We start from the raw sequence: 26,357 nt of genomic DNA, 5'->3' as shown, positions 1-26,357 counted from the left end.
GATCTGTGGAGTTTTTTCCCGGGGGGACAGCGGGTGCTGGTCACAGTGCGATCAGCTCCGGCCGCAGCCCCTCCACCCGCTGTCCCGCAGGCTTGAGATACCCGCCATCCCCGGTGATCTGGTGCAGGACCTTTTCGCGCAAGCCATGCAATGCCACCCCGGTGCGCTGGCGCGGGTGCGGCAGGTCGATTTCCACCACCGCTTTGATCCGCCCCGGCCTCGGCTCCAGCACCACCACCCGGTCGGCCAGGTAGGTCGCCTCCTCGGCATCGTGGGTGACCAGCAGGATGGTGATCCCCGAGCGTTCGCGAATCGCCAGCAGTTCGTCCTGCAGCTGTTGGCGGGTCAGCGCGTCGAGGGCGCCGAAGGGCTCGTCCAGCAGCAGGATCCGTGGGCTGGCCACCAGGCCTCGGGCGATGGCCACGCGCTGGGCCATGCCGCCGGACAGCTGGTGCGGATAGGCCGATTCGAAGCCGACCAGGCCCACCAGTTGCACGTACTCGTGCACGCGCCGGGCGCGCTCGCCCTGGGTGAGTGTCTCGTTGACCAGCCCCAGGCCAATGTTCTGCGCCACCGTCAGCCATGGGAACAGGCGGTGCTCCTGGAACACGATGCCGCGTTCGCCGCCGATGCCGTCGACCGGCTGGCCGTCGACCCGGATCGTGCCGCTGTAGTCGGTGTCCAGCCCCACCAGCAGGCGCAGCAGGGTGGACTTGCCGCAGCCGGAGGAGCCGACGATGGCGATGAACTCGCCTTCGTTGATTGACAGGTCGAAGTGGCGGATCGCCTCGAACGGCTGGCCATCGACGCTGAAGGTCTTGCCGACCCCCTCGAAACTGACCAGCGGTGGCGTGGCGTCGGGTTGGTTGGCCGCGTGCAGGGCCGGGGTGATGAAGGCGTTCATGCGGATCTCCAGCGCGTGGCGCGCGATTCGAGGCGTTGGCCGAGGTGGCCGAGCAGGGCGCCGACCAGGCCGATCAGGACCATGGCGGCCATCACCTGGTCCATGCGGAACAATTGCTGGGCGCCGATCATCAGGCTGGCGATGCCGCCGTCCGAGGGCATGAAGTACTCGGCGCCGATGGTGCCGAGCCAGGCGTAGATCAGCGCCAGGCGCAGCCCGGCGAAGATTGCCGGGGCGGCGCCGGGCAGCACCAGCAGACGCAGCCGGTGCGGCAGGTCCAGGCGCAGGGCCTGGGCCGCTTCGCCCAGCTGTGGCGCAAGGCTGGCGATGCCGCGCTGGGTGGCGATCAGCAGCGGGAAGAACGCCGCCAGCGCGACGAACACCAGCTTGGCGCCTTCGCCCAGGCCGAACCAGGCGGTCAGCAGCGGCACCCAGGCGAACAGCGCCACCTGGCGCAACGCCGACAGACTCGGGCCGAGCAGCCGCTCGGCATTGGCTGACAGGCCCAGCAGCAGGCCCAGCACGAAGCCCGTGCCACCGCCGAGCAGCAGCCCGGCCAGGCTGCGTTGCAGGCTCAGGCGCAGGGCCTCGGGCAACGAGCCGTCGAGCAGGCCTGCGTGCAGGCTGCGCAGCACCTCCAGTGGCGAGGTGAGGATGTTGGCGTCGACCCAGCCAAGGCTGTTGGCGGCCTGCCACAGCAGCAACAGCCCCGCAGGCAGCAGCAGGCTTTGCCAGCCACGTGGCACCTGGCCGCGCAGCTGCTCGCCCGTGGCCGGTTGCGGCCAGTGCAACAGGCCGCGTTCCAGGCGCGTGAAGCCGCGATCCATCAGCGCGCCGACCAGGCCGATCAACAGGATGCAGAGGAACACCAGGTCGAGCATGAACAGTTGCCGCCCCCAGACCATCAGGTAGCCGATGCCTTCGCTGGAGGCCAGCAGCTCCACGGCCAGCAGCGAGGTCCAGCCAGTGGCCAGGGCCAGCCGCACACCGGCGAGAAACGCCGGCAGCGCGGCGGGCAGCAGCAGGCGCAGGAACAGCAGGTGAGGGGGCAGGCGCAGGACGGCGGCGGCCTCGCGCAGCTTGGGCTGGGCGTCGCGCACGCCGACCAGGGTATGCAGCGTGACCGGCACCACCACGGCCTTGACCAGCACCACCAGCTTGAGCAGCTCGCCGATGCCGAAGAACAGCATGAACAGCGGGATCCAGGCCAGGGTCGGGATCTGCGCCAGGGCGACGAAGGTGGGCAGCACCAGGGTCTGCGCCCGTCGCGATCCGCCCAGCCAGGTCCCCAGCAGCAGGCCGCTGACGATCCCTGCCAGCAGCCCCCAGACCAGGCGCTGCAGACTTATCCACAGGTGGCCCCAGAGCTCGCCCGAGCCGAACTCCAGCGCGCTCTGCCAGACCAGCGCGGGGGCGGGCAGGATCTGTTCGCTCATCCAGTGCTCACGGCTGGCGACGACCCACAAGGTCGCCACCGCCAACGGCACGATCCACGGTATGTAGGAGCGGCCTTGTGCCGCGAAAGGGCCGCGTAACGGCCCCCACAGGCGCCGCAGACTTGCGCTCAAGACTTCGCTCATCGAGGCATCTCCCAAACCGTTCCTTGTTTATTCATTTATGGAATTAAAAATTCACACAAATAGCATTCAAGAGATAAGAGCATGCGCACCGTGCATGCGAAAGCCCCGCTCCGTTGCGTTTTCCTCATATTTTCCATGCGTTTCCTGCAAGCCAGCCGCAGGCCCGCATGACGCCTGGTTTATGTCTTCTGGTTACAAAAAAATGAAGTTTTGATCTTTGTAGGTTCTAACCGGACCTGCCTAGCTTCTGGCCCATAGCGCCGGCCATCGCCGGTGGCAGCCTGCCAAGGAGCCTTGTCATGAAAACCGCCTTCCGCCATCTGCTCAGCCCGTTGCTCGCTGCCTTGTTGAGTGCCGTGCCCGTGGCAGCGCATGCCGCCCAGCCGGATGTGATCCGTATCGCCGTGCCCGACCTCAGCGCCGGCAGCAAGCCCAGCGCCGGCGGCGTGGTGGATGTGCTGCGCGACCAGCAACTGCTGGAGAAAGAGTTTGCCAAGGACGGCATCCGTATCGACTGGCGCTTCTTCAAGGGCGCCGGCCCCGTGGTCAACGAGGCCCTGGCCAACGGCCAGGCGGACTTCGCCTACCTGGGCGACCTGGCCGCGATCATCGGCAAGGCCAACGGCCTCGACACCCGCGTGCTGTCGGCCGGGGTGCGTGGGGTGAAGAGCTACCTCGGCGTGGTTCCGGGCTCGGGCATCCACAGCCTGCAGGACCTCAAGGGCAAGCGTGTGGCGGTGTTCCGTGGCACCGCCAACCAGCTGTCGTTCGCCAGTGCCCTGGCCAGCCAGGGGCTGTCCGAACGTGAGCTGAAAGTCATCAACCTCGATTTCAACGCGGCCAACGCCGCCCTGGCCGCCAAGCAGATCGACGCCACCTGGGGCCTGTCCAACCTGCTGTCGCTGCGCGAGCGTGGGCTGGTCGAGCTGCCGGTCAACTCCCGGGACCTGAAAGGCGCCGGCAGCACCCAGGCGGTGCTGCTGGGTACCGGCGAGTTCATTCGCCAGCACCCCGACCTGGTACAGCGGGTGGTCAACGCCCAGGAGCAGGCGGTGAAGTGGCTGCGCGACGAACGCAACCGCGAAGCCTATGTGGACCTGGTGGCGAACACCGCCAACTGGCCGAAGGCGATCCTGCGCGACGACCTGGCCGAGGAGAACCTCGCCAACTACTTCGACCCACGCCTGGATGCCGGCTTCGTCGGCCTGCTGCAACAGGGCGTGGACCTGGCCGTCCAGGAGCGCCTGATCCGCCGTGGCTTCCAGGTGGCCGACTGGATCGAACCCCGTTTCATCGATGCCGCCCAGCGCCAGGACCAGGCCGTCCAGGCCGCCCGCTGACCCGACAACAACCGTGAGGAGCACGACCATGAGCAACGCCGCACTGGCCACCGCGCCGCAAACCCTCGAACTCGACATCCACCCCGTTGCCGGGCGCATCGGCGCCGAGATCCGCGGCATCAAGCTGTCCGCCGACCTCGATCCGGCCACCATCGATGCCATCCAGGCGGCATTGGTGCGCCACAAGGTGATCTTCTTCCGGGCCCAGGAGCACCTGGACGACGTGGGCCAGGAGGCCTTCGCTCAGTTGCTCGGCGAACCGATCGCCCACCCCACGGTACCGGTGGTCGATGGCACCAGCTACCTGCTGCAGCTCGATGGCGCCGAGGGGCAGCGGGCCAACTCCTGGCACACCGATGTGACCTTCGTTGACGCCTACCCCAAGGCCTCGATCCTGCGCAGCGTGGTGGCTCCGGCTGCCGGTGGCGACACGGTGTGGGCCAACACCGCCGCGGCCTACCAGGAACTGCCCGAGCCGCTGCGCGAACTGGCCGACAAGCTGTGGGCGGTGCACAGCAACGAGTACGACTATGCCAGCGTGAAGCCGGATGTCGATCCGGCGAAGCTTGAGCGCTACCGCAAGGTGTTCACCTCGACGGTGTACGAGACCGAGCACCCGGTGGTGCGGGTGCATCCGATCAGCGGCGAGCGGGCGTTGCAGCTGGGGCATTTCGTCAAGCGCATCAAGGGTTACTCGCTGGCGGACTCGCAGCATCTGTTCGCGCTGCTGCAGGGGCATGTGACACGCCTGGAAAACACCGTGCGCTGGCGCTGGCAGGCGGGGGACGTGGCGATCTGGGACAACCGCGCGACGCAGCACTATGCGGTGGATGACTACGGTACCCAGCCGCGCATCGTGCGCCGCGTGACCCTGGCTGGCGAGGTGCCGGTGGGCGTTGATGGGCAGTTGAGCCGGACCACGCGTAAAGGCTGAGATCGTTGGGGCCGCTTTGCGGCCCTTTCGCGGCAGCCCCTGTTCGCTACAACTCGGTATCGCAGGCCACCAACTGCCTCACCAACCCCTGCGCCAGCGCCGACAACCCATACCCCACCCGGCTCACCACCCCATAACGGGTGTAGAACGCCTCTTCCTGCTCCGGCGCCAGGTCCACCAGCTTCAGCGCGACCAGCCCCCGATCTCCTTCAAAAGGCCGCAAGTTCGCGCTGCAGGCAATGCCGATGGTGTCCGAGTGCAGCACGACATTGAGCAGCGCATAACCATGCTCGCACTCCACGCTGGGCAGAAAGTCCTGCCGCCCGCTCAGGTCACTGAGGATCTTGCGGATGTTCGGCGGGCGAAACGTGGTGGCCAGCGGGTAATCGAACAGGTCCCGCGCCCTTACCTCGGCCAGCTCGGTCAATGGATGCCCCCGGCGGCAGCAGAAGTGCCAGCGCTGTGGCCTGAGCTTGTGCACCTGGTAGTCCGGGTCGGCCTCGAACTGGCGGGTGTCGGCGACGAAGAACTCGATCTCCTCGGCGATCAGCCGCCGGTTCAGCGCCTGCCAGTTGTCCACCTGGAAGCAGGTGCGCGCCGCCGGATACTCGGCGACGAACCGCGCCACCGCCCGGGGCACCAGCCCGCCGGCAGGCGCCGGCCCCGAACCGAAGCGCACCACGCCGGTGGTGGCGCCATTGAACTGGTTGATCTCGTTGACCAGGTTGTGCGCCCCATGCACCAGCCGCCGCGAATGCTCCAGCACCAGCAGGCCCTGGCGGGTCGGCGCCAGTTCCTTGCTGGCGCGGTCGACCAGGCGGCAGCCGACGTTGTGTTCCAGCGTCTGGATGCTGCGGCTGAAGGCCGATTGCGAGAGGTTCACCGCCGCCGCGGCGGCAACGAAGCTGCGGTGCTCGACAAGGGCGATGAAGTGGCGGAGCTGGCGCAGGTCGATATGCATTTTCTACATGGAAACTTTCGGTGGAATGCAATTGCTGGGAAGGGTTGGGAACCTTATAAAGGGAGTTACTTATTCCACAAAATATGAAATATAAATATTTATATCTCTTAAAAGAATAAAGCCCATCTGATCGCGATTCGGTTCCGCCAACGGAAATGCTCGCCAGGGCCTGTGCCTCCAAGGAGCATCTGCATGTCCCGACTTTCCCGTTGGCCGGCGCGCGCGTCGGTATTCGCTCTGCAACCCTTGGCCGCTGGCGTGCTGCTGGCCGCCGCCGGCAACAGCTTCGCCGAAGAACCGCGCCCGGCTGCACCGGCCGTCGAGCAGGAAGCCAAGCTTGGCACCGTCACCGTCAATGCCCGGCGCCGTGAGGAGACCGCCCAGAGCGTGCCCACGCCGATCAGCGTGCTGGGCAGCGAGACCCTGGAGACCCAGCGCATCTATCGCGTGCAGGACCTGCAACAGCTGGTGCCGAGCACCAACGTCGCCTATGTGCACGCCAGGCAGTCGAGCATCTCCATCCGTGGGCTGGGCAACAACCCGGCCAGTGATGGCCTGGAAGGCAGCGTCGGCGTTTATCTGGACAACGTCTACCTGGGGCGCCCGGGGATGGCGGTGTTCGACCTGCTCGATGTCGAGCAGCTGGAGGTGCTGCGCGGGCCGCAAGGCACGCTGTTCGGCAAGAACACCACCGCCGGGGTGCTCAACATCACCACCCGCAAGCCGACCTTCCACCAGGAGGGCAGCGTGCAGTCGTCGCTGGGCGAGGATGGCTACTGGCAGACCCAGGGCAGCTTCTCCGGCCCCCTGACCGACACCCTCGCCGGGCGCATCAGCGCCTACCACACCGAGGACGACGGCTATGTTAAGAACATCTACAACGGCCACGACCTCAATGGCGGCAAGCGCCAGGGCTTTCGTACCCAGTTGCTGTTCAAGCCCAGCGAAACCTTCAACCTGCGCTGGATCGGCGAGTACAACGAAGAAGATTCCGATAACGGCATCCTCAGCCTCTACAGCACCGGCCCGACCATCAATGGCGTGAACCGCTACGAAAGCCTGGCCGCCCAGGCCGGCGCCACCCTGGTGTCGGGCAAGGACCGCAAGGTCAACTTCGACGCCGACCAGATGGTCAAGGTGTTCCAGGGCGGCACCTCGGTGGAGGCCAACTGGACCCTGCCCAACGACTTCACCCTCACCTCGATCAGCGCCTACCGCTGGTGGGATTTCACTCCGCGCAACGACGACGGCCTCAACGTGCCGGTGTTCTACAGTGCCGGGGTTTCGGTGCGGGACAAGCAGTACTCGCAGGAGATTCGGCTGGCCTCACCCACCGGCGGCTTCTTCGATTACGTACTGGGCGCGTACTACTTCAAGCAGGACCTGGACAATAAATCGTTCACTTACTACGGGCCGCAGGCCGATGTCTGGAACCTGACCCCGGCCGGCGCCCTGGCCAACGTGAACACCATCGGCAATGGCCACATCGACACCGACAGCTACGCCCTGTTCGCCCAGGGTACCTGGCACCTGACCGAACGCCTGGACTTCACCGCCGGGGTGCGTGGCACCTACGAGGAGAAAAGCGCCTGGGTTACCCGCGATGCGCCGTCCGGTGGCGCGCCCGTCACCGGTGCGGCGGCCGCCGCCCGTCAGGGCCGGGTGGGCGCCTACGATTCAGGTGACCTCAACCAGTACAGCTTCTCACCTTCCGGGCTGCTCAGCCTGAGCTACCGCTTCAGCGACGACGTGCTGGGCTATGCCAGCCTGTCCCACGGCGAGAAGTCCGGGGGTGTCAACCTGACCGTCGGTGCCGCCCCACGCTTGGGCACCGATTCGCTGCTGGTGGGTACCGAGCGGGCCAACAACGCCGAACTCGGGCTCAAGAGCACCCTGTTCGACAACCGCCTGCAACTGAACACCAACTTGTTCTGGACTGAAGTTCACGGCTACCAGGCCAACGTATACGACGAAGCCAACCGTGTGCAGTACCTGGCCAACGCCGGCAGCGTGCGTTCTCGCGGCCTGGAGTTCGAAGCCACGGCCCTGCCGATCCGAGGCCTGACGGTGAACTTCAACGGTTCATGGAACGACGTGCGCTACACCGACTACAAGGATGCGCCGTGCCCACCCGAGGTGAGCCTGGCCAACCCTGCGGCCACCTGCGACCTGTCCGGTCACCAGGTGGTTGGTGCTTCCAAGTACATCGCCAACCTCAACGGCCAGTACAAGTGGCAGCTCAGCGAACGCATCGAGCCCTACGTCACCGCCAGCTATGCGTTCCGCTCCAAGGCCGTCGGCACCATCGACGATTCCGACTACGGCCAGATCCCCAGCTACGGCATCGTCAACCTGTCCACCGGCGTGCGCCTGGACCAGGGCGACGGCGTGCTCGACCTATCGCTGTGGGTGAAGAACGCCGGCGACAAGACCTACTTCACCAGCCTGTGGAACTCCGCCAACGGCGGCTATGCCGGCGTGCTGGGCACCCCGCGCACCGTGGGCGCCACCGCCCGTTACGACTTCTGAGCACAAGGAGCTTTGCCATGAATGCCAAGACCCAACCGCACGACCTGCCCGAAGGCGCCTGCCTCACCGCCAAGGTGCCCGACCGCGACCAAGCCCTGCTCGGCGACGTGGTGGTCAACCCGTACCGCTTGGCGCCGCTGACCGCGATCATTCGTGACGGCGGACGCACCCTGAGTGCCGCCCATGTGCGGGTGCTGGGCCGCGGCGAGCGCGGTGTCGATATCGTCTACGACGTGTCCGACCGCTCGCTGTGGACCTACGGCGGCATCCCGGTGTTCGGCCTGTACCCCGACCACGTCAACCAGGTCGAGGTGAGCTACAAGCTCGATGGCGAACGCATCCGCGAGCGTTACCAAATCTACGCCCCGGCGGTGCGCCTGCCGGTGGTGGCGAAGCAGACTGCCGCGCTGCCCGAGGTGGAGCCGGTCAAGGTCGCGCCCGGTTTCGAGCAGCGCCTGTACCTGTTCAACCACCTGCTGGCCGAGATCCCCGGTGGGCGTGCTTTCAAGTGGAACGGCCTGGGTGGCGCCGCCGAGTGGGACTCGGTGGGCAACAACTGGATCGCCGACAGCAACGGTGACGTGCGCTGGTACCTGGACATCGAGCAGATCCACGATTCCAACCACCGCGACGGCCTGGGCGGCACCATGGGCTTCCACCAGACCCGCGACGGCAAGCTGATCTGGGGCCAGGGCCAGACCTACTCCAAGTACGACCTGCTGGGGCGCAAGGTGTGGCAGCGCAACCTGCCGGACAAGTTCGCCGATTTCTCCCACGAGATCCGCGAAACGGTGAACGGCAGCTACCTGCTGCGGGTCGGCACCAGCGACTACCGTCGCCCGGACGGCAAGCGCGTGCGCTCGATCCGCGACCATATCATCGAAGTCAACGAAGCCGGCGACGTGCTGGACTTCTGGGACCTGAACCAGATCCTCGACCCGTACCGCGGCGAGCTGCTGGAAACCCTGGGCAAGGCCGCGATCCAGCTGCCGGACGGTGTGCAAAAACAGGATGACCGGCTGGCCAACGAATTGGCTGAAGGCGACCTGCCGTTCGGCGATACGCCCGGCGTCGGTACCGGGCGCAACTGGGCCCACGTCAATGCCATCGACTACGATGCCGATGACGACAGCATCATCGTTTCAGCACGACACCAGGGCGTGGTAAAGATCGGTCGCGACAAGCAGGTGAAGTGGATTCTCGCTGCGCCGCAAGGCTGGCCGGCACGTTTGCAGGACAAAGTGCTCAAACCGGTGGGCGAGGGCTTCGAGTGGTCCTGGACCCAGCACACCGCCTGGCTGACCGGGCGTGGCACGCTGAACGTGTTCGACAACGGCTGGGGCCGGGACTTCGGGCCGACGAAACTGAGCGGAAACTACAGCCGGGCGGTGGAATACCGCATCGACGAGGCCAAGGGCACGGTCGAGCAGGTGTGGCAGTACGGCAAGGAGCGCGGTGACGAGTGGTACAGCCCGATCACCTCGGTAGTGGCGTACCGGGCGGAGACTGATACCCAGTTCATCTACTCGGCTTCGGTGAATTTCCTGACGCCCGAGAAGCTGACGACCAGCGTGCTCAATGAAGTGCGTCGCGGCACCCAGGAGGTGGCGGTGGAGCTGAAAGTGCACAGTCGCCAGCCGGGCAGCGTGGGTTACCGCGCGCTGGTGGTCGACCTCGACAAGGCGTTCTGATGGGCTAACCTTCCACGGAACTATCGCGGGGCAAGCCCGCTCCCACGCAGTCCGCGCAAGGGCTGGGTGGGAGCGGGCTTGCCCCGCGATGCATTTCCACTGATCTGAATTCCGACCATTCGTTCTTTTTTTCGAACAGCCTATTGTCCAACACCCCAACCCCCGCTTAGCATTCCGTTTGAGATTTCAAACGCTCGGCACCCAGGCGTCGAACACCCTGGTGCACGAATTTGTGACGGCCGCCCCCTTCTCGGGGGCGCCTTTTCAACAATCAATAATTCGCAGTAAAGGGAAGCCGACATGCAGCTCAAAGACGCTCAGTTGTTCCGCCAGCAGGCCTTCATCAACGGTGAATGGCTGGATGCGGACAGCGGTCAGACCATCAAGGTGACCAACCCGGCCACCGGTGAGGTGATCGGTACCGTGCCGAAGATGGGCGCCGCCGAGACCCGCCGCGCCATCGAGGCCGCCGACAAGGCCCTGCCGGCCTGGCGCGCACTGACTGCCAAAGAGCGTGCCGGCAAGCTGCGTCGCTGGTTCGAGCTGATGATCGAGCACCAGGACGACCTGGCCCGCCTGATGACCACCGAGCAGGGCAAGCCACTGGCCGAGGCCAAGGGCGAGATCGCCTATGCCGCCTCGTTCATCGAGTGGTTCGCCGAAGAAGCCAAGCGTGTGTACGGCGACGTCATCCCTGGCCACCAGCCGGACAAGCGCCTGATCGTCATCAAGCAGCCGATCGGCGTCACCGCCGCCATCACCCCGTGGAACTTCCCGGCCGCGATGATCACCCGCAAAGCCGGCCCGGCCCTGGCCGCCGGTTGCACCATGGTGCTCAAGCCCGCTTCGCAGACCCCGTACTCCGCCCTGGCCCTGGTCGAACTGGCCACCCGTGCCGGCATCCCGGCTGGCGTGCTGAGCGTGATCACCGGCAGCGCCGGCGAAGTCGGTAGCGAACTGACCGGCAACTCGCTGGTACGCAAGCTGTCCTTCACCGGCTCGACCGAAATCGGTCGCCAGCTGATGGAAGAATGCGCCAAGGACATCAAGAAAGTTTCCCTGGAACTGGGCGGCAACGCGCCGTTCATCGTGTTCGACGACGCCGACCTGGACAAGGCGGTCGAGGGCGCGATCATCTCCAAGTACCGTAACAACGGTCAGACCTGCGTCTGCGCCAACCGTATCTACGTGCAGGACGGTGTCTACGACGCCTTCGCCGAGAAGCTCAAGGCTGCTGTCGCCAAGCTGAAGATCGGTAACGGCCTGGAAGAAGGCACCACCACTGGCCCGCTGATCGACGGCAAGGCTGTCGCCAAGGTCCAGGAGCACATCGAGGACGCCGTCGCCAAGGGCGCCAAGGTGCTGTCCGGTGGCAAGATCATCGAAGGCAACTTCTTCGAGCCGACCATCCTGGTCGACGTGCCGAAGACCGCCGCCGTTGCCAAGGAAGAGACCTTCGGCCCGCTGGCGCCGCTGTTCCGCTTCAAGGACGAGGCCGAAGTCATCGCCATGTCCAACGACACCGAGTTCGGCCTGGCCTCGTACTTCTACGCCCGCGACATGAGCCGCGTGTTCCGCGTCGCCGAGGCCCTGGAATACGGCATGGTGGGTATCAACACCGGCCTGATCTCCAACGAAGTGGCGCCGTTCGGCGGCATCAAGGCCTCGGGCCTGGGCCGTGAAGGTTCCAAGTACGGTATCGAGGACTACCTCGAGATCAAATACCTGTGCATCAGCGTCTGATCGCCAGGTAAAAGCTTTTACCTCTGCCAGCGGGGCGCGAGAGCGACGTCTCGCTGGCCTTTTTGACATAGCGGTACCTGGTGGCCAGGGCATGTGTGGCAGTCGATCAACGAATACTGTGCACGCCTGCATCCAGCCACCCCCGAATAAAAGCGCCGCAGAACCGGCGCAATTGAGGGCACTATGAGCAAGACCAACGAATCCCTGATGCAACGCCGTGTCGCCGCCGTCCCACGTGGCGTCGGCCAGATCCACCCGATCTTCGTCGATACCGCGAAGAACTCGACGGTGATCGACGTCGAAGGCCGCGAACTGATCGACTTCGCCGGCGGCATCGCGGTACTGAACACCGGCCACCTGCACCCGAAAGTGGTCGCCGCCGTGCAAGAGCAGCTGACCAAGGTCAGCCACACCTGCTTCCAGGTGCTGGCCTACGAGCCTTACGTCGAGCTGTGCGAGAAGATCAACAAGCTGGTCCCAGGCAACTTCGACAAGAAGACCCTGCTGGTCACCACCGGCTCCGAAGCCGTTGAAAACGCCGTGAAGATCGCCCGTGCCGCCACCGGCCGTGCCGGCGTGATCGCCTTCACCGGCGGCTACCACGGCCGCACCATGATGACCCTGGGCCTGACCGGCAAGGTCGTACCGTACTCCGCCGGCATGGGCCTGATGCCAGGCGGCATCTTCCGCGCGCTGTTCCCGAGCGAACTGCACGGCATCAGCGTCGACGACGCCATCGCTTCGGTCGAGCGCATCTTCAAGAACGACGCCGAGCCGCGCGACATCGCCGCGATCATCCTCGAGCCGGTACAAGGCGAAGGCGGTTTCCTGCCAGCGCCGAAAGAGCTGATGAAGCGCCTGCGCGCCCTGTGCGACCAGCACGGCATCCTGCTGATCGCCGACGAAGTGCAGACTGGCGCCGGCCGTACCGGCACCTTCTTCGCCATGGAGCAGATGGGCGTCGCGCCTGACCTGACCACCTTCGCCAAGTCGATCGCCGGCGGCTTCCCGCTGGCCGGTGTGTGCGGCAAGGCCGAGTACATGGACGCCATCGCCCCGGGCGGCCTGGGCGGCACCTATGCCGGTTCGCCGATCGCCTGCGCCGCGGCCCTGGCCGTGATCGAAGTGTTCGAGGAAGAGAAACTGCTGGACCGCAGCAAGGCAGTCGGCGAGCGCCTGACCGCCGGCCTGCGTGAAATCCAGAAGAAGCACCCGATCATCGGCGATGTCCGTGGTCTGGGCTCGATGATCGCCGTGGAAGTCTTCGAGAAAGGCACCCACACCCCGAACGCCGCCGCTGTTGCCCAGGTGGTCGCCAAGGCTCGTGACAAGGGCCTGATCCTGCTGTCCTGCGGCACCTACGGCAACGTCCTGCGGATCCTGGTTCCGCTGACCGCCGAAGACGCGCTGCTGGACAAAGGCCTGGCCATCATCGAAGAGTGCTTCGCCGAACTGGCCTGAAAAATGTGACACGCTTCAGAAAAAAACCCGCCTCGGCGGGTTTTTTTTGTGCCGTTTGCCGGCATCAGGCGCTAAGGTTGTACGAGGATTCCGTGGAAGCTGCGATGGATCGCGCGTCATAGCCTGGAGAATAGCCCATGAGCGCTGTCGACCCCGTCCCCCCCTGCGTGCTGATTGCCGAAGGCGATCCCTGGGTGCGCGACATGCTCAGCGAAATGCTGCTCAGCGTGCGCTGCGACGCCCGCCTGCAGGTCTGTGCCGATGGTTCCGAGGCGCTGAGCGCGCTGGCGGCCAAACCCGACCTGATCATCGCCGCCCGTGAACTCTCAGGGTTCGACGGTCTCGATTTGCTGCGCAAGGTACGCGCCAAGGGCGACAAGCCCGGCTTGCCGTTCATCCTCATGAGTGACCGCACCGACAGCGCCAGTGTGCGCGAGGCGCTGCCGTTGCACCCGACCGCCTACCTGAGCAAACCGCTCGACCTGGACAACCTGCGCAAGCGCCTGGAGAACCTGCTGCTGGCAGTGGGCGAGCAGATCGCCTGTCCTGTGCCGCCGCTGCAGCCGGGCGCGCAGCTGCCGGCCTACCTGGAGCAGCGCCGGGCCACCGCCGATGGCGGCCCTTTGTTCGCCGATGTGCAGGTGGCGGTCAAGCGGGCCCTCAATCCCCACGGCCTCAACCTCAAGGTGCTCGAGGAAGAGGTGCGCAACGACCCGCAGATCACCGGCGTGCTCATCGCCGCCGCCAACAGTGCCGCCCTGCACCGCGAAGCGCCGGTACAGACCCTGCTGCAGGCGCTGAACAAGCTCGGCAGCACCCAGAGCATGAACCTCATCCTCGGGCTTACGCTCAAGCGCAGCGCCCGTTTGAGCGACCCGCTGCTGACGCGGCACGCCACCCATTACTGGAACCTGTCGCTGCACACCGCCGAGTACGGCCGCACCCTGGCGCGCATGCTCGAGGTGGACGAAGCGCGCTGCTACTGCGCGGGGCTGCTGCACTGCCTGGGTGACCTGGCGGTGCTGCGCACCTTGCAGGAGTGGCGCCTGGCCGGTGGCGAGCTGGACGAGGACCAGGTGGAGCTGTCGCTCAACGAGTTCGGCGCGCCGTTCGGCTCGGCGCTGCGCACCCGCTGGCGCCTGCCGCTGGACCTGCGCGAGTTGATCGCCGCGGTGTACCAGCTGGGCGGCGGCGTCTACTCCCGGGAAATCCTGGCGATGAACCTGGCCGGACAGCTGTCGCGGCTCAAGCCCAGCGAAGGGCTGGAGAAGGTCGCCAGCAGCAAGACGGCGCGCCTGCTCAAGCTTGGGTTGCCGGAGCTGACGCGGTTGCGCAAGGTGGACCCTGAGGCGCAGGCGCGGGAGGAGGCCGAGCGTCAGGAGGCACTGGCTGCCGAAAGCGAATTGGAGGTCGTGCCAATGGCGACCGCAGATGAAGGCGCTGGAGAGGAAAAACAGATTTGAGACGGCAAAAAACCCAGCGTGGGCTGGGTTTTTTGCAGGTCCCTCAAGGGGGATAAGACGCAGAGTGCCTCTAAGGGCTACGCGCTTCACGATAGGTAAAACGGTGGAATCTGTCAATTTTTGAGCAGACTTCCAGCATTCATGACTTTCACCATGGCGCGCTGAATCCGCTCGATGATCTCACGGTCCAGAACCTGATCCAGGTACCCCCGGTTCAGAGCGCGTGGTTTGAACAGGCGCTCACGACTTACCTGTGCGACCAGATCTGCTTTGGCCCAGCGCTCTTGCTGCTTGAAGTATGGAAGGTCTTGAATCAGGTCGGCAGGAAGGTGGACATGCCAACCTCGACCAGACTTGTGTATATCTTTCGTGGTAGACAGTGGCACGACAATGCAGGCGTTCGAATTGATCTTGCTGTTGATCACCACGACAAGGCGGTGCTTGACCATCTCCGGTCGCAATCGGAAGTCAAAGCGGCTTGAGCAGGTACCGCCCTGACCAAGACGATAATCACCGAAGTTGCATTCCAGCAGCTGCCCGATCCTAGGCTCGAATCTGATTGCCATACACCACCCTGGTACAGTTCCAGGGATTCAGGATGACATCCTCAGATTCTAGAAACGTGGCCGCACAGGCAAAAGAGAAAGTTCGTACCTGGGTCCTGGGCGGTAGAAGAGAGCCTCTGTCAGGCTATTCACCGCTCTGCAGGTAAGGATCATCCGCGGACAATTTGGTTTTTGCCCTGACGCTTGGCCCTGTACATCGCCGCATCGGCCCGGGCGAACAGGCTGTCGAGGGTGTCGTCTTCGTCGGTCAGCCCGGTCAGCCCCTGGCTCACCGTCACACCGTAGGTCTGCTCCCCATGGCTGAAGCTCAACCGCTGGATCTCCCGCTGCAGACGCTCGGCAATCTGTTCGGCCACCTGTGCGGTGCAGCCGGGGAACACTGCCGCAAACTCCTCGCCACCGATACGCCCGAACTGATCGCCACGGCGCAGCACGGCCTTGCCGCTGTCGGCGATGCGCTGTAGCACCTGGTCGCCTTCCTGGTGGCCGTAGGTGTCGTTGATATGCTTGAAATCGTCGATGTCCAGCAGCAGGAAAGCCATCGGCGTGCCGTCCTCGCGGGCGCTGTCGAAGACCTGCTGGGCGCATTCGAAGAAGTGCCGGCGGTTGCTGCTCTGGGTGAGCACATCGGTGGTGGCCAGGCGTTGCAGCTCGCCTTCGAGCTGTTTCTTTTCGGTGATGTCCTCGGCGATGCCGACGATGATCACCCGCTGGTCGCCCTCGCGCTGCTGGTTGATGTAGCACTTGTCGCTGAGCCAGCGCACCTCGCCGGCGGCATTGAGGATGCGGTACTCGCGGTCCTCGACGGTGCCCTTGACCAGTACCTGGGCCAGGCTGCGCTCGGCGTATTCCAGGTCGTCCGGGTAGATGGCGTCGCGCCATTCGTTGTAGTCGGCCAGTACCAGGCTGGCCGGGCGGCCGAAAATGCGCTCGTAGGCAGGGCTGACGTAGAGCACCTGGCGGGTTTCCCAGTCAAAGGCCCAGAGCACGGCGTTGACGCTGTCGAGCAGCGAGCTGTACAGCTGCTCGCGTTCGCTCAGGCGAGCCACTTCGCCTTGGGCGTGGAGCAGGGCCAGCAGGGTCTGGGCGGCTTCTGGGCGGGGAGTGCCGGCAGGTGTGGGTGGGAGGTCTTTGGCCATGAGCACGGAACGTTTCTCGACGATGGGCGTGCGGCCACGGTCCGGCCCGCCACGCGGGCGATATGCCGGGTTTGAGTCGATTTGCGGGGGGGAAGTTCCGGTCGGCATGCCCCGCTACGGGGCATGCCGATCAACGGTGCTCAGGCGCCGTTGGGGCGCAGCGAGTAGGTCTTGAGTTGGGCGGCGAAGTCACGTAGCGAGTGGATGCCACTGGCCTCGGCCTCATGTACCCAATCCTTCATCGCGGCGAGCATGTCGTGGCCGTTGGCGCTGGTGCGCGCCCAGATCTGCTGCAGCGCCAGGCGCTTTTCGTAGATGGTCTTGAGTGCCTGGCTGTGGGCCAGCATCGACTCGATGCGCACGTGGTGGCGGTCCTGTAGCAGGCTGGTTTCCCGCGAGAGCAGGCGCTTGGCACGGCGGAAACGGTGGCGCACCGAGGCGTCGACCTTGTCCAGCTCTTGCTTGACCAGCGGGCCGATCACCAGCTTGCGGTACTGGGCCATGATCTGGAAGCGGTTGTTGAGGATGGCCATGGCGGTGTCCATGTCCAGCGACGCCTTGCCCTCCACGCGATGGGCGATGGGGGCGACGCGCTGCACCTTGGCCAGGCGCAGCAGGCTCAGCAGGCGGATCCACATCCAGCCCATGTCGAATTCCCAGCGGCGCACCGACAGCTTCGCCGAGTTGGGGTAGGTGTGGTGGTTGTTGTGCAGCTCTTCGCCGCCAATGATGATGCCCCACGGCACCAGGTTGGTGGCGGCGTCGCGGCACTCGAAGTTGCGGTAGCCCACGGCATGGCCCAGGCCGTTGACCACGCCGGCGGCCCAGAACGGGATCCACATCATCTGGATCGCCCAGATGGTGATGCCGATGGTGCCGAACAGCAGCAGGTCGATGACCGCCATCAGGGCGATGCCGCCGAGCTTGTAGCGGGTGTAGAGGTTGCGCTCGATCCAGTCGTCCGGGCAGTTCTTGCCGTAGATGCGCAGCGTTTCCTCGTTGCGCGCCTCTTCACGGTACAGCTCGGCGCCCTTGCGCAGCACGGTGCCCAGGCCCTTGTGCACCGGGCTGTGGGGGTCGTCCGGGGTTTCGCACTTGGCGTGGTGCTTGCGATGGATGGCGGTCCACTCGCGGGTGTTCTGCGCGGTGGTGAGCCACAGCCAGAAACGGAAGAAATGCTTGAGCCCCGCATTCAGCTCCAGGGCGCGGTGCGCCGAGTAGCGGTGCAGGTAGATGGTGACGCTGACGATGGTCAGGTGGGTCATCAGCAGGGTGACGGCGACCAGTTGCCAGGCCGACAAGTCGAGTAGACCGTAGTACCACATAACGGGAAAGACCCTCGAAAACTCAGGGGAACAGCGCTCGCATTATCCCTGGGCGGGGAAATAAAACCAGTCGCCCTTTTAGATAGGAGGTCACAGGGTGTTTCAGCCCTTATAATGCCCCTTCCTTTTTCATGGGCTCCTCCACCCGACATGTCAGTTTCCGTTCGCGACGCCTTGCGCATGGCCGGGCTCTACGTGGTGCTTTCGATCCTCTGGCTGGTGCTGTCCGAGCTGGTTCTGCGTGGCATGACCGACGACCCGTTGGCGCTGACCGTGGGCCGGCAGATCAACGTGGTGGTCTGGGTGCTGCTCAGCGCCTTGTTGATCTTCGTCTCCCGTGCCCGCCTGCTGAATTTCATCGGCATCGGCGCCCGCCTGCGCAGTGAAGACCGCGAGCGCCTGCGCATGGCCGCGGCGGTGTTCGACAGCACCCTGGAGGGTGTGCTGGTGACCGACCGCAACGGCCTGATCGTGCACGTCAACCGGGCCTTCATGCGCATCACCGGCTACCAGCAGGAAGAAGTCATCGGCCAGCGCCCGAGCAAGTTCAAGTCCGGTCGGCATGGCGCACCGTTCTACCAGCAGATCTACGCCGCCCTGGCGGAGCAGGGCGAGTGGAGCGGGGAGATCTGGAACCGCCGCAAAAGCGGCGAGATCTACCCGCAATGGCAGACGATCTGCGCCATTCGCGATGACAGCGGCGCGCTCAGCCATTACGTCGCGGTCTTCAGCGACATCAGCGCGATCAAGCACACCGAGGAAGAACTGGCCTATCTCGTCCATCATGACCCGCTGACCGGCCTGCCCAACCGCCTGCTGTTCAATGACCGCGCCATGCAGGCCATGGCCGCGGCCCAGGCCAACAAGCGCGGCTGCGCCCTGCTGCTGCTCGACCTTGACCATTTCCAGAGCATCAACGACGGCCTCGGCCACACCATCGGCGACCAGTTGCTCAAGCTGGTCGGCGAGCGTCTGCGCGAGGTGCTGGGCAGCGGCGTGACCCTGGCCCGGCTGGGCGGCGACGAGTTCGGTGTGCTGGCCGAGAACTGCCAGCAGGTCGGCCAGGCCGGCAAGCTGGCGCAATCGATCATCGAGCGTTTGAAGGAACCGTTCTGCTTCGAAGGCAACCGCCTGTTCATCAGCGTCAGCATCGGCATCAGCCTGTTCCCCAGCGATGCGCTGAGCGCCGAGCAGTTGCTGCGCAACGCCGACTCGGCGCTGTTCAAGGCCAAGAGCAACGGCCGAGCCTGCTACGCGCTGTACACCGAGGAGCTCACCGCCCATGCCCAGCAGCGGGTCGAGACCGCCGGCGAGTTGCGCCGGGCGCTGGAGCAGCAGGAGCTGCGGGTGTTCTTCCAGCCGGTGCACGACCTGTTCACCGCCCGGATGATCGGCGTCGAGGCACTGGTACGCTGGCAGCATCCGCAGCGCGGCCTGGTCCCGCCCGGGGAGTTCATCCCCATCGCCGAGCGCACCGGGCTGATCGCCGAGATCGACGCCTGGGTGCTGCACCAGGCCTGCCGGCAGATGGTGCAGTGGCAGACCGAGGGGCGGCAGTTGGCATTCGTCGCGGTGAACATTTCCAGCCGCCTGTTCAGCCAGCGCGACCTGTACCGGCAGGTGGCCGATGCATTGCACGACACCGGGCTGGACCCAGCGCTGCTCGAGCTCGAAGTGACCGAGAGCGCGGTGATGGAAGACCCTGAGGTTGCCCTGGAGCAGCTTCACCGCCTGCGCGAGCTGGGCGTGACACTGGCCATCGACGACTTCGGCACGGGGTATTCGTCATTGCTGCGACTCAAGCGAATGCCCGTGCAGAAGCTCAAGATCGACCAGGGCTTCGTCGCGGGCCTGCCCCATGACGAGGACGACATCGCCATCGTGCGGGTGATCATCGCCCTGGCGCGGAGCATGGGCATGCAGGTGCACGCCGAAGGGGTCGAGCAGGCGGAGCAGGCGCGGTTCCTGCTGGAGCAGCAATGCCAGCTGGGGCAGGGGTACTGGTTCGGGCGGCCGGTGCCGGCGGCGGAGCTGCACTGGGGCTGAGATCGTATCGCGGGGCAAGCCCGCTCCCACGGTGGGTCGTGGGAGCGGGCTTGCCCCGCGATGGGCTCAACGCTTGTTCAAACCTTTAGCCAAACGGTCCCCGCCCAGCTGGATCACCGCCACCAATGCCACCAGCATCACGATCACGGTCAGCATGATCTGGCTGTCGAAGCGTTGGTATCCGTACCGATATGCGATATCCCCCAGACCCCCGGCGCCGATCGCCCCGGCCATGGCCGAGGAGTTGATCAGCGTCACCAGGGTGATGGTGAAGCCGCCGACGATGCCCGGCAGGGCCTCGGGCAACAGTACGTGCCAGACAATGTGCCAGCGCCGGCAGCCCATGGCCTGGGCGGCTTCGATCAGGCCGTGGTCGACCTCGCGCAGGCTGACCTCGGCGATCCGCGCGAAGAACGGCGTGGCGGCGATGGTCAGCGGCACCACGGCTGCCCACACGCCATAGGTGGTGCCGACCACCAGGCGGGTGAAGGGGATCAGCGCGACCATCAGGATCAGGAACGGGATCGAGCGGAACAGGTTGACGATGGCGCCCAGCACCCGGTTCAGCGCCGGGGCCTCGAAGATCCCGCCCTTGTCGCTGGTGACCAGCAGCACCGCCATCGGCACCCCGACGAGCAGCGCGACCAGCGAGGACACGCCGACCATCAGCAGGGTGTCGAGCAGGCCTTGCAGCAGGCGATCAATCCACATGGCCGAGTACCTCCACATCCGCGGCCCAGCGGCGGGCGCGTTCGAGCAATTGGTGGGTGTCCAATGGCGAGCCGCGCACGGACAGGATCAACTGCCCCAGGGCCTGCTCGCCGATGCTCTCGACGCCGCCCTGGAGCAGCCGCACGCGCCCGCCCAGGTCGTTGAACAGGGCGCTCAGCTCCGGCTCACCGACCAGGTCGAGCCTGAGCACCACGGCCGCGTCGCGGCTGACCGGCTGGGCGCGCAGGCTGGCCTGCAAGGCTGCCGGCAGCTTGGTCTGCAGCGGTGCGAGCAGGATGCGGGTGACGTCGTGGCGCGGCGCGCCGAACACCTGCCAGACCTCGCCCTGCTCGACGATCTCGCCACGTTCGAGCACCACCACGCGCTGGCAGATGTCGCGGATCACCGCCATCTCGTGGGTGATCAGCACCACGGTCAGGCCCAGGCGCCGGTTGATGTCGCGCAGCAGTTCGAGGATCGAGGCGGTGGTTTCCGGGTCCAGCGCCGAGGTGGCCTCGTCGCACAGCAGGATCTTGGGGTCATGCACCAGAGCCCGGGCGATGCCGACGCGCTGCTTCTGCCCGCCGGACAGCTGCGCCGGGTAGACATGATGCTTCTCCGCCAGGCCGACCAGTTCCAGCAGCTCGCGCACCTTGCGCTGGCGCTCGGCCTTGGCTACCCCGGCCACCTTCAGCGGCAGCTCGACGTTCTGCCACACGGTCTTGGCCGACATCAGGTTGAAGTGCTGGAAGATCATGCCGATGCGCCGGCGCAAGGCCACCAGGCGGTCCTCGTCGAACGGCGCGATATCCACCTGGTCGATCAGCACCCGGCCCTGGCTGGGTTGCTCCAGGCGATTGATGGTGCGCAGCAGCGAGGACTTGCCGGCGCCGCTGCGGCCGATGATGCCGAAGATCTCGCCCCGGCGGATGTTCAGGTCGATGCCTTGCAGCGCCGGCTGGCCCTGGCCCGGATAGGTCTTGCCCAGGCCGATGAAGCGGATGTGCGCCTGGTTCACCTCCGGGCGCAGGGCGGTTTCCTCGGCCTTGAGCGGTTCAGCGGGCGGGACGGGCGCCCTGAGGGCGCTGGCCTGGGCCATGTCAGCCTTCCCAGCCGGCCTGGTAGAGCTTGCCATGGGCCTTGTCCAGGGCGGCGCGCACGACCGGCGAGTGTTGATAGATATCGATGAACTTGGCCAGGCGCGGGTCGTTCTTCTCCTGCGGGCGGATGACGAACTGGATCACGTACTCCTTGTTCTCCAGGCCGTCGAACAGCAGCGCCGAGGTGGCGTCGAAGCTGTTGGCCAGGCGGATGTAGGCCGGGTAGCCCTGGACCAGGTCGGCGTCGTCATAGGCGCGTACCAGTTGCACGGCTTCGACCTGGAGAATTCGGATCTTCTTCGGGTTGGCGACGATGTCGTCCTCGGTGGCCTTGTAGCCCACGCCTGGCTTGAGGGTGATCAGCCCGGCCTTGGCCAGCAATTGCAGGCCACGGCCACTGTTGATCGGGTCGTTGGCAATGGCCACGCTGGCGCCCTCGGGCAGCTCGGCGAAGCTTTTGTACTTCTTCGAGTACAGGCCGACGTTGTTGATGATCCCCGGCGCGTAGGGCACCAGGTCGAAGCCGGCGGCGGCCTTGGCGTTTTCCAGGAACGGGATGTGCTGGAAGTAGTTCACGTCGATATCGCCGCTGTTGAGGCTGACATTGGGCGCGATCCAGTCGCTGAACTCGATCAGCTTCACTTCCAGGCCTTGTTTATGGGCCTCTTCCACCGCCGCCTCCAGGGGGATGGCGAAGGCGGCGGTGGTGCCGATCTTCAGCGGTTCGGCGGCCAAGGCGGCGGCGGACAGGCCGAGGCCCAAGGCAATGGCCGCGACGGGCCGGAACAGTTTCTCAAGCATGGTGCAGGGCTCCAGTCGGGGCAGGTTCGGGGGTGTTGCGGTAGCGGGCGCCGGGGTGTCCGGCGGGCAGGCGCGGCTCGCTGCTGGCAAACAGCTTCTCGCGCAGGGTGCCCTCGGCGTAGGCGGTCTTGTAGCGACCGCGGCGTTGCAGGGCGGGGACCACCAGTTCGATGAAGTCCTCGTAGCTTTCCGGGGTGACGGTGCGGGTCAGGTTGAAGCCGTCCAGGCCGGTTTCGTCGATCCAGGCGATCAGTTGCTCGGCCACCTGCTCGGCGTCGCCGACCAGGGTCACGTAGCGACCGCCCAGGGCGTGCTGCTCGAGCAGGCGGCGGCGGGTCCAGGCGCTTTCCTGCAACTGGCGGGTGGCGGACTGGATGGCGTTGCCCTTGGCGAAGCCGATGGGCTCGTCCAGTTCGTAGCGCGAGAAGTCGATACCGGTGGAACTGGCGAAGTGCGCGACCCCGGCCTCGGCGCTGGCGTAGCGCAGGTACTCGGCGTGCTTGGCCTGTGCCTGTGCCTCGGTCGGCGCGACGATCACGGTGATGCCCATGAACACCTTGACCGCCTGTGGGTCACGCCCGGCCGCCTTGGCCGCGGCGCGCACCTTGTCGACCTGGGCGCGGGTGGCGGCCTTGTCCTGGCCGCTGATGAACACGCACTCGGCATGGTTGCCGGCGAAGGCCAGCCCGCGTGGCGAGCTGCCGGCCTGGAACAGCACCGGCGTGCGCTGCGGTGAAGGCTCGCACAGGTGGTAGCCCTCGACCTTGTAGAACTCGCCGTGGTGCTCGACCTTGCGCACCCTGTCGGGGCGGGCATAGACCCGCTGCTCGCGGTCGGCGACCACGGCATCGTCGGCCCAGCTGCCTTCGAGCAGCTTGTACAGCACCTGCAGGTACTCGTCGGCCTGGTCGTAGCGGCGGTCGTGCTCGGGTTGCTGCTCCAGGCCCATGGCCCGGGCGGCGCTGTCGAGGTAGCCAGTGACGATGTTCCAGCCGACCCGGCCGTTGCTCAGGTGGTCGAGGGTGGAAAGGCGCCGGGCGAACAGGTAGGGCGCCTCGTAGGTCAGGTTGGCGGTGAGGCCGAAGCCCAGGTGCCTGGTCACCGCCGCCATGGCCGAGACCAGCAGCAACGGGTCGTTGACCGGCAGCTGGATCGACTCCTTGAGCGTCACGTCGACCGACTGGCCATAGACGTCGTAGGTGCCGACGATATCGGCGATGAACAGACCGTCGAACAGCCCGCGTTCGAGCAGGCGGGCCAGGTCGGTCCAGTACTCGAGGGTCTTGTAGCGCGTGGAGGTGTCCCGCGGGTGGGTCCACAGGCCGTGGTTGATGTGCCCGATGCAGTTCATGTTGAAGGCATTGAGCAGGATCTGCTTCGCCATCAGATGGTCCCCCGGCGCGGCGGTTTCTCGTCGTTGAGGTAGTAGTTGCCGATGGCGTGGTACTTCCAGCGCACCGGGTCGTGCAGGGTGTGTACCCGGGCGTTGCGCCAGTGGCGGTCGAGGTTGTGCTCGGCCAGGGTGGCCTGGCTACCGGCCAGCTCGAACAGCGTGGTGCCGGCGGCCAGGGAGATCTCGGTGCTGATCGCCCGGGCCTCGGCCACGGCGATGGAGGCGGCGGCCAGGGTCTCGGCGTTGCTGTCGGCCTGGGCGATGTCGAGGATTTCCCCGGCGCGCTCGAGCAGCGCCTCGGTGGCGTGCAGGCGGATCGCCAGGTGGCCGAAGCTCTTCAGGGTCAGCGGGTCGTCGCTGGCCTTGTCGAGGCCGGAGTCGATCCACGGTCGGCTGCGGGTGCGCACGAAGTGCAGGGCATCCTCGTAGGCGGCGCGGGCGATGCCGGTATCGATGGCGGCATGGAGGATCTGCGCCAGCGGGCCGACCGTGGTCGGGCGTTCGAAGGCGCTCTGGAATGGCACCACGTCCTCGGCGCGGACCGCCACGTGGTTGAACACCACCGAGCCGCTGCCGGTGGTGCGCTGGCCGAAGCCGCTCCAGTCGTCGATCACCTCGATGCCCTGGCTGTCGGCGGGCACGAAGGCCAGGTGCGACACATCCTGCTCGTCGATCACCAGGGTCGGGATGCGCTGGGCGTAGATCGCGCCGGTGCAGTAGAACTTGCGGCCGTCGATGCGGAAATGGTCGCCGTCGCGGCTCAGGCGGGTGGTGCGTTCGTGGGCGTTCTTGGTGCCGAGCTCGGCCAGCGCGTTGCCGAAACGGCGGCCGGCGAGCACTTCGGCGTAGAGACGTCGCTGCTGTTCGGGGCTGCCGTTCACCCGCAGCACTTCCAGGGCGTAGAAGTGGTTCTGCGGGATCTGCCCGAGCGAGGCGTCGGCCTGGGCAATGCGGGCGATGACCTTGGCCAGGGTGACGTTGGACACCCCGGCGCCGCCGAAGGCCTTGGGCACGCTGATGCCCCACAGGCCGGACTGCACGAAGCGTTCGAGTTCGGCATGGGGCAGGCGGCGCTCGCGGTCGCGCAGGGCGCTGTCCTGGCGCAGGTGTTGGGCGAGTTCGTCGGCGACGGCCAGGGCCTGGGCGTCGGTGGTGATGATGGATGCAGTCATTGTGCTCTCCAGGTCCCATCGCGGAGCACGCCCGCCCCCACAGGCATGTGTGGGAGCGGGCTTGCCCCGCGATGGGCCGATATCAGATCCAGGAATGGCGGGCAGGCAGGGTGCCGTTGAGGTGGTAGGCGCCGACGGCGTGGTACTTCCAGCGCACCGGGTCGTGCAGGGTGTGGACCCGGGCGTTGCGCCAATGCCGGTCGAGGTTGAACTCGGCCAGGCTGGCGCGGCTGCCGGCCAGCTCGAACAGCTTCTCGCTGGCCTGCAGCGAGATCTCGGTGGTGAGCACCTTGGCTTCGGCCACGGCAATCGAGGCACGGGCCGCGGCGGCAGCATCGATCACGCCGGCGCTCACCTCGTCGAGCACCTTGGCGGCCTTGCGCAGCAGGGCCTCGGCGGCGTGCAGTTCGAGCTTCAGGCGACCGATGTCGGCGATCACATAGGGATCGTCGCTGTTGCGTTCGACCTTGGCTTCGATCCACGGCCGGGACTTCTCCCGAACGAACTGGATCGTGTCCTCGATGGCCGCCTCGGCGATGCCGGCGTCGATCGCCGCCTGGATCAGCTGCGAGGCGGCGCCCTGGATGCTGGGCTCCTCACGCAGGCGCCAGTTGTCCACCACCAGGTCGGCGTCCACCGGCACCTGGTCGAGCAGCACGGTGCCGCTGGCGGTGGTGCGCTGGCCGAAGCCGGACCAGTCGTCGACGATGCGCAGCCCCGGGCTGCCGCGACGGACGAACGCCAGGCGCTGGCGGCCATCGTCGTCCAGCGCCTTGACCGCCACCCAGTGGGCGTACAGGGCGCCGGTGGAATAGAACTTCTCGCCGCTGATGCGATAGCCGTCGCCATCACGGGTAAGGCGCGCCTTGAGCGTCAAGGTGTCCTTGGTTCCGCGCTCGGGGCCGGCATTGCCGATGCGCCAGCCGTCGAGCACCGAGCGGAAGATCAGTTCCTGCTGGGCCTGGGTGGCGGTCAGGCGGACCAGTTGCAGGATGCCGAACTGGTTCTGCGGAATCTGCCCCAGCGCCGGGTCGGCGGCACTGATCAGGCGGAACACTTCGGCGATGGTGGCGAAGGACACCTCGGGGCCGCCGAAGGCCTTGGGCACGCTGATGCTGCCCAGGCCGCTGCGGGTGAACTGTTCGATCTCGGCCCATGGCAGCTTGCGCTGCTGGTCACGTTTGGCGGCCTGCTGACGGGCCACCTCGGCCAGTTCGCGGGCGGCCTGCAGGGCCTCTTCGTCGTTGCGCAGCACCGTGGCCGGCAGCAGCAGCGGCGAGCTGTCGAGATCGCTGTGGAATCGGGTAGTTGGTTGGCTGGACATCAGTACCGCTCCTTGGCTGCACTCAATGCCCTGGCGTTATGCACTGGGGTGATTGTGATCCTGACCATTCCTAACCTCACAAAGTTGAAAGCGTCGCCTCAGCTGATGGCGACAGACGTTTGCTGGTCCGGTGGTCCGGTCGATATACCCTATTCGTTTAGAAAAAGTTTATGA

20 protein-coding genes are annotated in these 26,357 nt (G+C 65.9%); 8 read left to right on the top strand and 12 right to left on the bottom strand.

The features are described from left to right. Nucleotides 1-40: 40 nt before the first annotated feature. Both HU735_RS01415 and HU735_RS01410 read right to left on the bottom strand, forming a co-directional pair. Complete coding sequence (locus HU735_RS01415; protein ID WP_186712136.1) at nt 41-904, bottom strand: ABC transporter ATP-binding protein; 864 nt, start codon at nt 902-904, stop codon at nt 41-43. Next, a complete protein-coding gene (locus tag HU735_RS01410) occupies nt 901-2,484 on the bottom strand; it encodes an ABC transporter permease (protein WP_186712135.1) in 1,584 nt (527 codons plus the stop codon). The genes HU735_RS01415 and HU735_RS01410 overlap by 4 nt, the downstream gene beginning before the upstream one ends. 299 nt (nt 2,485-2,783) lie before the next feature. Here HU735_RS01410 and HU735_RS01405 point away from each other — a divergent pair, with 299 nt between their 5' ends. Together HU735_RS01405 and HU735_RS01400 are read left to right on the top strand one after the other, a co-directional pair. Next, complete coding sequence (locus tag HU735_RS01405) at nt 2,784-3,824, top strand: ABC transporter substrate-binding protein (RefSeq protein ID WP_186712134.1); 1,041 nt, start codon at nt 2,784-2,786, stop codon at nt 3,822-3,824. A gap of 28 nt (nt 3,825-3,852) precedes the next feature. Beyond that, the gene (locus HU735_RS01400) at nt 3,853-4,758 is read left to right on the top strand and encodes a TauD/TfdA family dioxygenase (protein WP_062359903.1); all 906 of its coding nucleotides are present in this window, start codon (nt 3,853-3,855) and stop codon (nt 4,756-4,758) included. 46 nt (nt 4,759-4,804) lie between these two features. On the opposite strand, the gene HU735_RS01395 is transcribed toward HU735_RS01400, so the two are convergent. Further along, nucleotides 4,805-5,719: a LysR family transcriptional regulator gene (locus HU735_RS01395; RefSeq protein ID WP_186712133.1), complete on the bottom strand. Its 915-nt coding sequence runs from the start codon at nt 5,717-5,719 to the stop codon at nt 4,805-4,807. A 192-nt stretch (nt 5,720-5,911) separates the two neighbouring features. On the opposite strand from HU735_RS01395, the gene HU735_RS01390 reads away from it, so the two are divergent. The 5 genes from HU735_RS01390 to HU735_RS01370 all read left to right on the top strand — a co-directional run bounded on the left by HU735_RS01390 (nt 5,912) and on the right by HU735_RS01370 (nt 14,606). Then, nucleotides 5,912-8,248 carry a TonB-dependent receptor gene (locus HU735_RS01390; protein ID WP_186712132.1) on the top strand — a complete coding sequence of 779 codons (2,337 nt, stop codon included), beginning with the start codon at nt 5,912-5,914 and terminating at the stop codon, nt 8,246-8,248. 17 nt (nt 8,249-8,265) lie between these two features. After that, nucleotides 8,266-9,939: an aryl-sulfate sulfotransferase gene (locus tag HU735_RS01385; RefSeq protein WP_186712131.1), complete on the top strand. Its 1,674-nt coding sequence runs from the start codon at nt 8,266-8,268 to the stop codon at nt 9,937-9,939. 300 nt (nt 9,940-10,239) lie between these two features. Next, complete coding sequence (gene gabD / locus HU735_RS01380; RefSeq protein ID WP_028688580.1) at nt 10,240-11,682, top strand: NADP-dependent succinate-semialdehyde dehydrogenase; 1,443 nt, start codon at nt 10,240-10,242, stop codon at nt 11,680-11,682. A 183-nt stretch (nt 11,683-11,865) separates the two neighbouring features. Beyond that, nucleotides 11,866-13,143, top strand: a complete 1,278-nt coding sequence (gene gabT, locus HU735_RS01375; RefSeq protein ID WP_050703304.1) for a 4-aminobutyrate--2-oxoglutarate transaminase — start codon at nt 11,866-11,868, stop codon at nt 13,141-13,143. A gap of 137 nt (nt 13,144-13,280) precedes the next feature. Continuing rightward, nucleotides 13,281-14,606 (top strand): response regulator, encoded by a 1,326-nt coding sequence (locus tag HU735_RS01370; protein ID WP_238349728.1) that lies wholly within the window; start codon nt 13,281-13,283, stop codon nt 14,604-14,606. 113 nt (nt 14,607-14,719) lie between these two features. On the opposite strand, the gene HU735_RS01365 is transcribed toward HU735_RS01370, so the two are convergent. The 3 genes from HU735_RS01365 to desA form a co-directional block, all read right to left on the bottom strand. Further along, nucleotides 14,720-15,172 carry a type II toxin-antitoxin system PemK/MazF family toxin gene (locus HU735_RS01365; RefSeq protein ID WP_186712130.1) on the bottom strand — a complete coding sequence of 151 codons (453 nt, stop codon included), beginning with the start codon at nt 15,170-15,172 and terminating at the stop codon, nt 14,720-14,722. A 149-nt stretch (nt 15,173-15,321) separates the two neighbouring features. Continuing rightward, nucleotides 15,322-16,311 carry a sensor domain-containing diguanylate cyclase gene (locus tag HU735_RS01360; protein ID WP_186712129.1) on the bottom strand — a complete coding sequence of 330 codons (990 nt, stop codon included), beginning with the start codon at nt 16,309-16,311 and terminating at the stop codon, nt 15,322-15,324. A 140-nt stretch (nt 16,312-16,451) separates the two neighbouring features. After that, nucleotides 16,452-17,636, bottom strand: a complete 1,185-nt coding sequence (gene desA, locus HU735_RS01355; RefSeq protein ID WP_050703307.1) for a delta-9 fatty acid desaturase DesA — start codon at nt 17,634-17,636, stop codon at nt 16,452-16,454. Between the two features lie 150 nt (nt 17,637-17,786). Here desA and dibA point away from each other — a divergent pair, with 150 nt between their 5' ends. Beyond that, a complete protein-coding gene (gene dibA / locus HU735_RS01350) occupies nt 17,787-19,682 on the top strand; it encodes a phosphodiesterase DibA (protein WP_186712128.1) in 1,896 nt (631 codons plus the stop codon). Nucleotides 19,683-19,748: 66 nt separating this feature from the next. On the opposite strand, the gene HU735_RS01345 is transcribed toward dibA, so the two are convergent. The 6 genes from HU735_RS01345 to HU735_RS01320 all read right to left on the bottom strand — a co-directional run bounded on the left by HU735_RS01345 (nt 19,749) and on the right by HU735_RS01320 (nt 26,183). Further along, nucleotides 19,749-20,393 (bottom strand): methionine ABC transporter permease, encoded by a 645-nt coding sequence (locus HU735_RS01345; RefSeq protein WP_125466000.1) that lies wholly within the window; start codon nt 20,391-20,393, stop codon nt 19,749-19,751. Further along, nucleotides 20,383-21,492 carry a methionine ABC transporter ATP-binding protein gene (locus HU735_RS01340; protein ID WP_186712127.1) on the bottom strand — a complete coding sequence of 370 codons (1,110 nt, stop codon included), beginning with the start codon at nt 21,490-21,492 and terminating at the stop codon, nt 20,383-20,385. Before HU735_RS01340 ends, HU735_RS01345 begins: the two co-directional genes overlap by 11 nt. A gap of 1 nt (nt 21,493) precedes the next feature. After that, nucleotides 21,494-22,294: a MetQ/NlpA family ABC transporter substrate-binding protein gene (locus HU735_RS01335; RefSeq protein WP_050703313.1), complete on the bottom strand. Its 801-nt coding sequence runs from the start codon at nt 22,292-22,294 to the stop codon at nt 21,494-21,496. After that, the gene (locus HU735_RS01330) at nt 22,287-23,678 is read right to left on the bottom strand and encodes an LLM class flavin-dependent oxidoreductase (protein WP_186712126.1); all 1,392 of its coding nucleotides are present in this window, start codon (nt 23,676-23,678) and stop codon (nt 22,287-22,289) included. The genes HU735_RS01335 and HU735_RS01330 overlap by 8 nt, the downstream gene beginning before the upstream one ends. After that, nucleotides 23,678-24,859: an SfnB family sulfur acquisition oxidoreductase gene (locus HU735_RS01325; RefSeq protein ID WP_186712125.1), complete on the bottom strand. Its 1,182-nt coding sequence runs from the start codon at nt 24,857-24,859 to the stop codon at nt 23,678-23,680. Before HU735_RS01325 ends, HU735_RS01330 begins: the two co-directional genes overlap by 1 nt. 82 nt (nt 24,860-24,941) lie before the next feature. Next, entirely contained in the window at nt 24,942-26,183 is a 1,242-nt protein-coding gene (locus HU735_RS01320; protein ID WP_186712124.1) for an SfnB family sulfur acquisition oxidoreductase, read from the bottom strand. Nucleotides 26,184-26,357: the final 174 nt, after the last annotated feature.

Source organism: Pseudomonas sp. BW16M2 (assembly GCF_014268865.1).
GTDB lineage: Bacteria > Pseudomonadota > Gammaproteobacteria > Pseudomonadales > Pseudomonadaceae > Aquipseudomonas > Aquipseudomonas peradeniyensis.
Note: the sequence above shows the minus strand (reverse complement) of the source record. Positions and strands in the feature narration are given on the sequence as shown.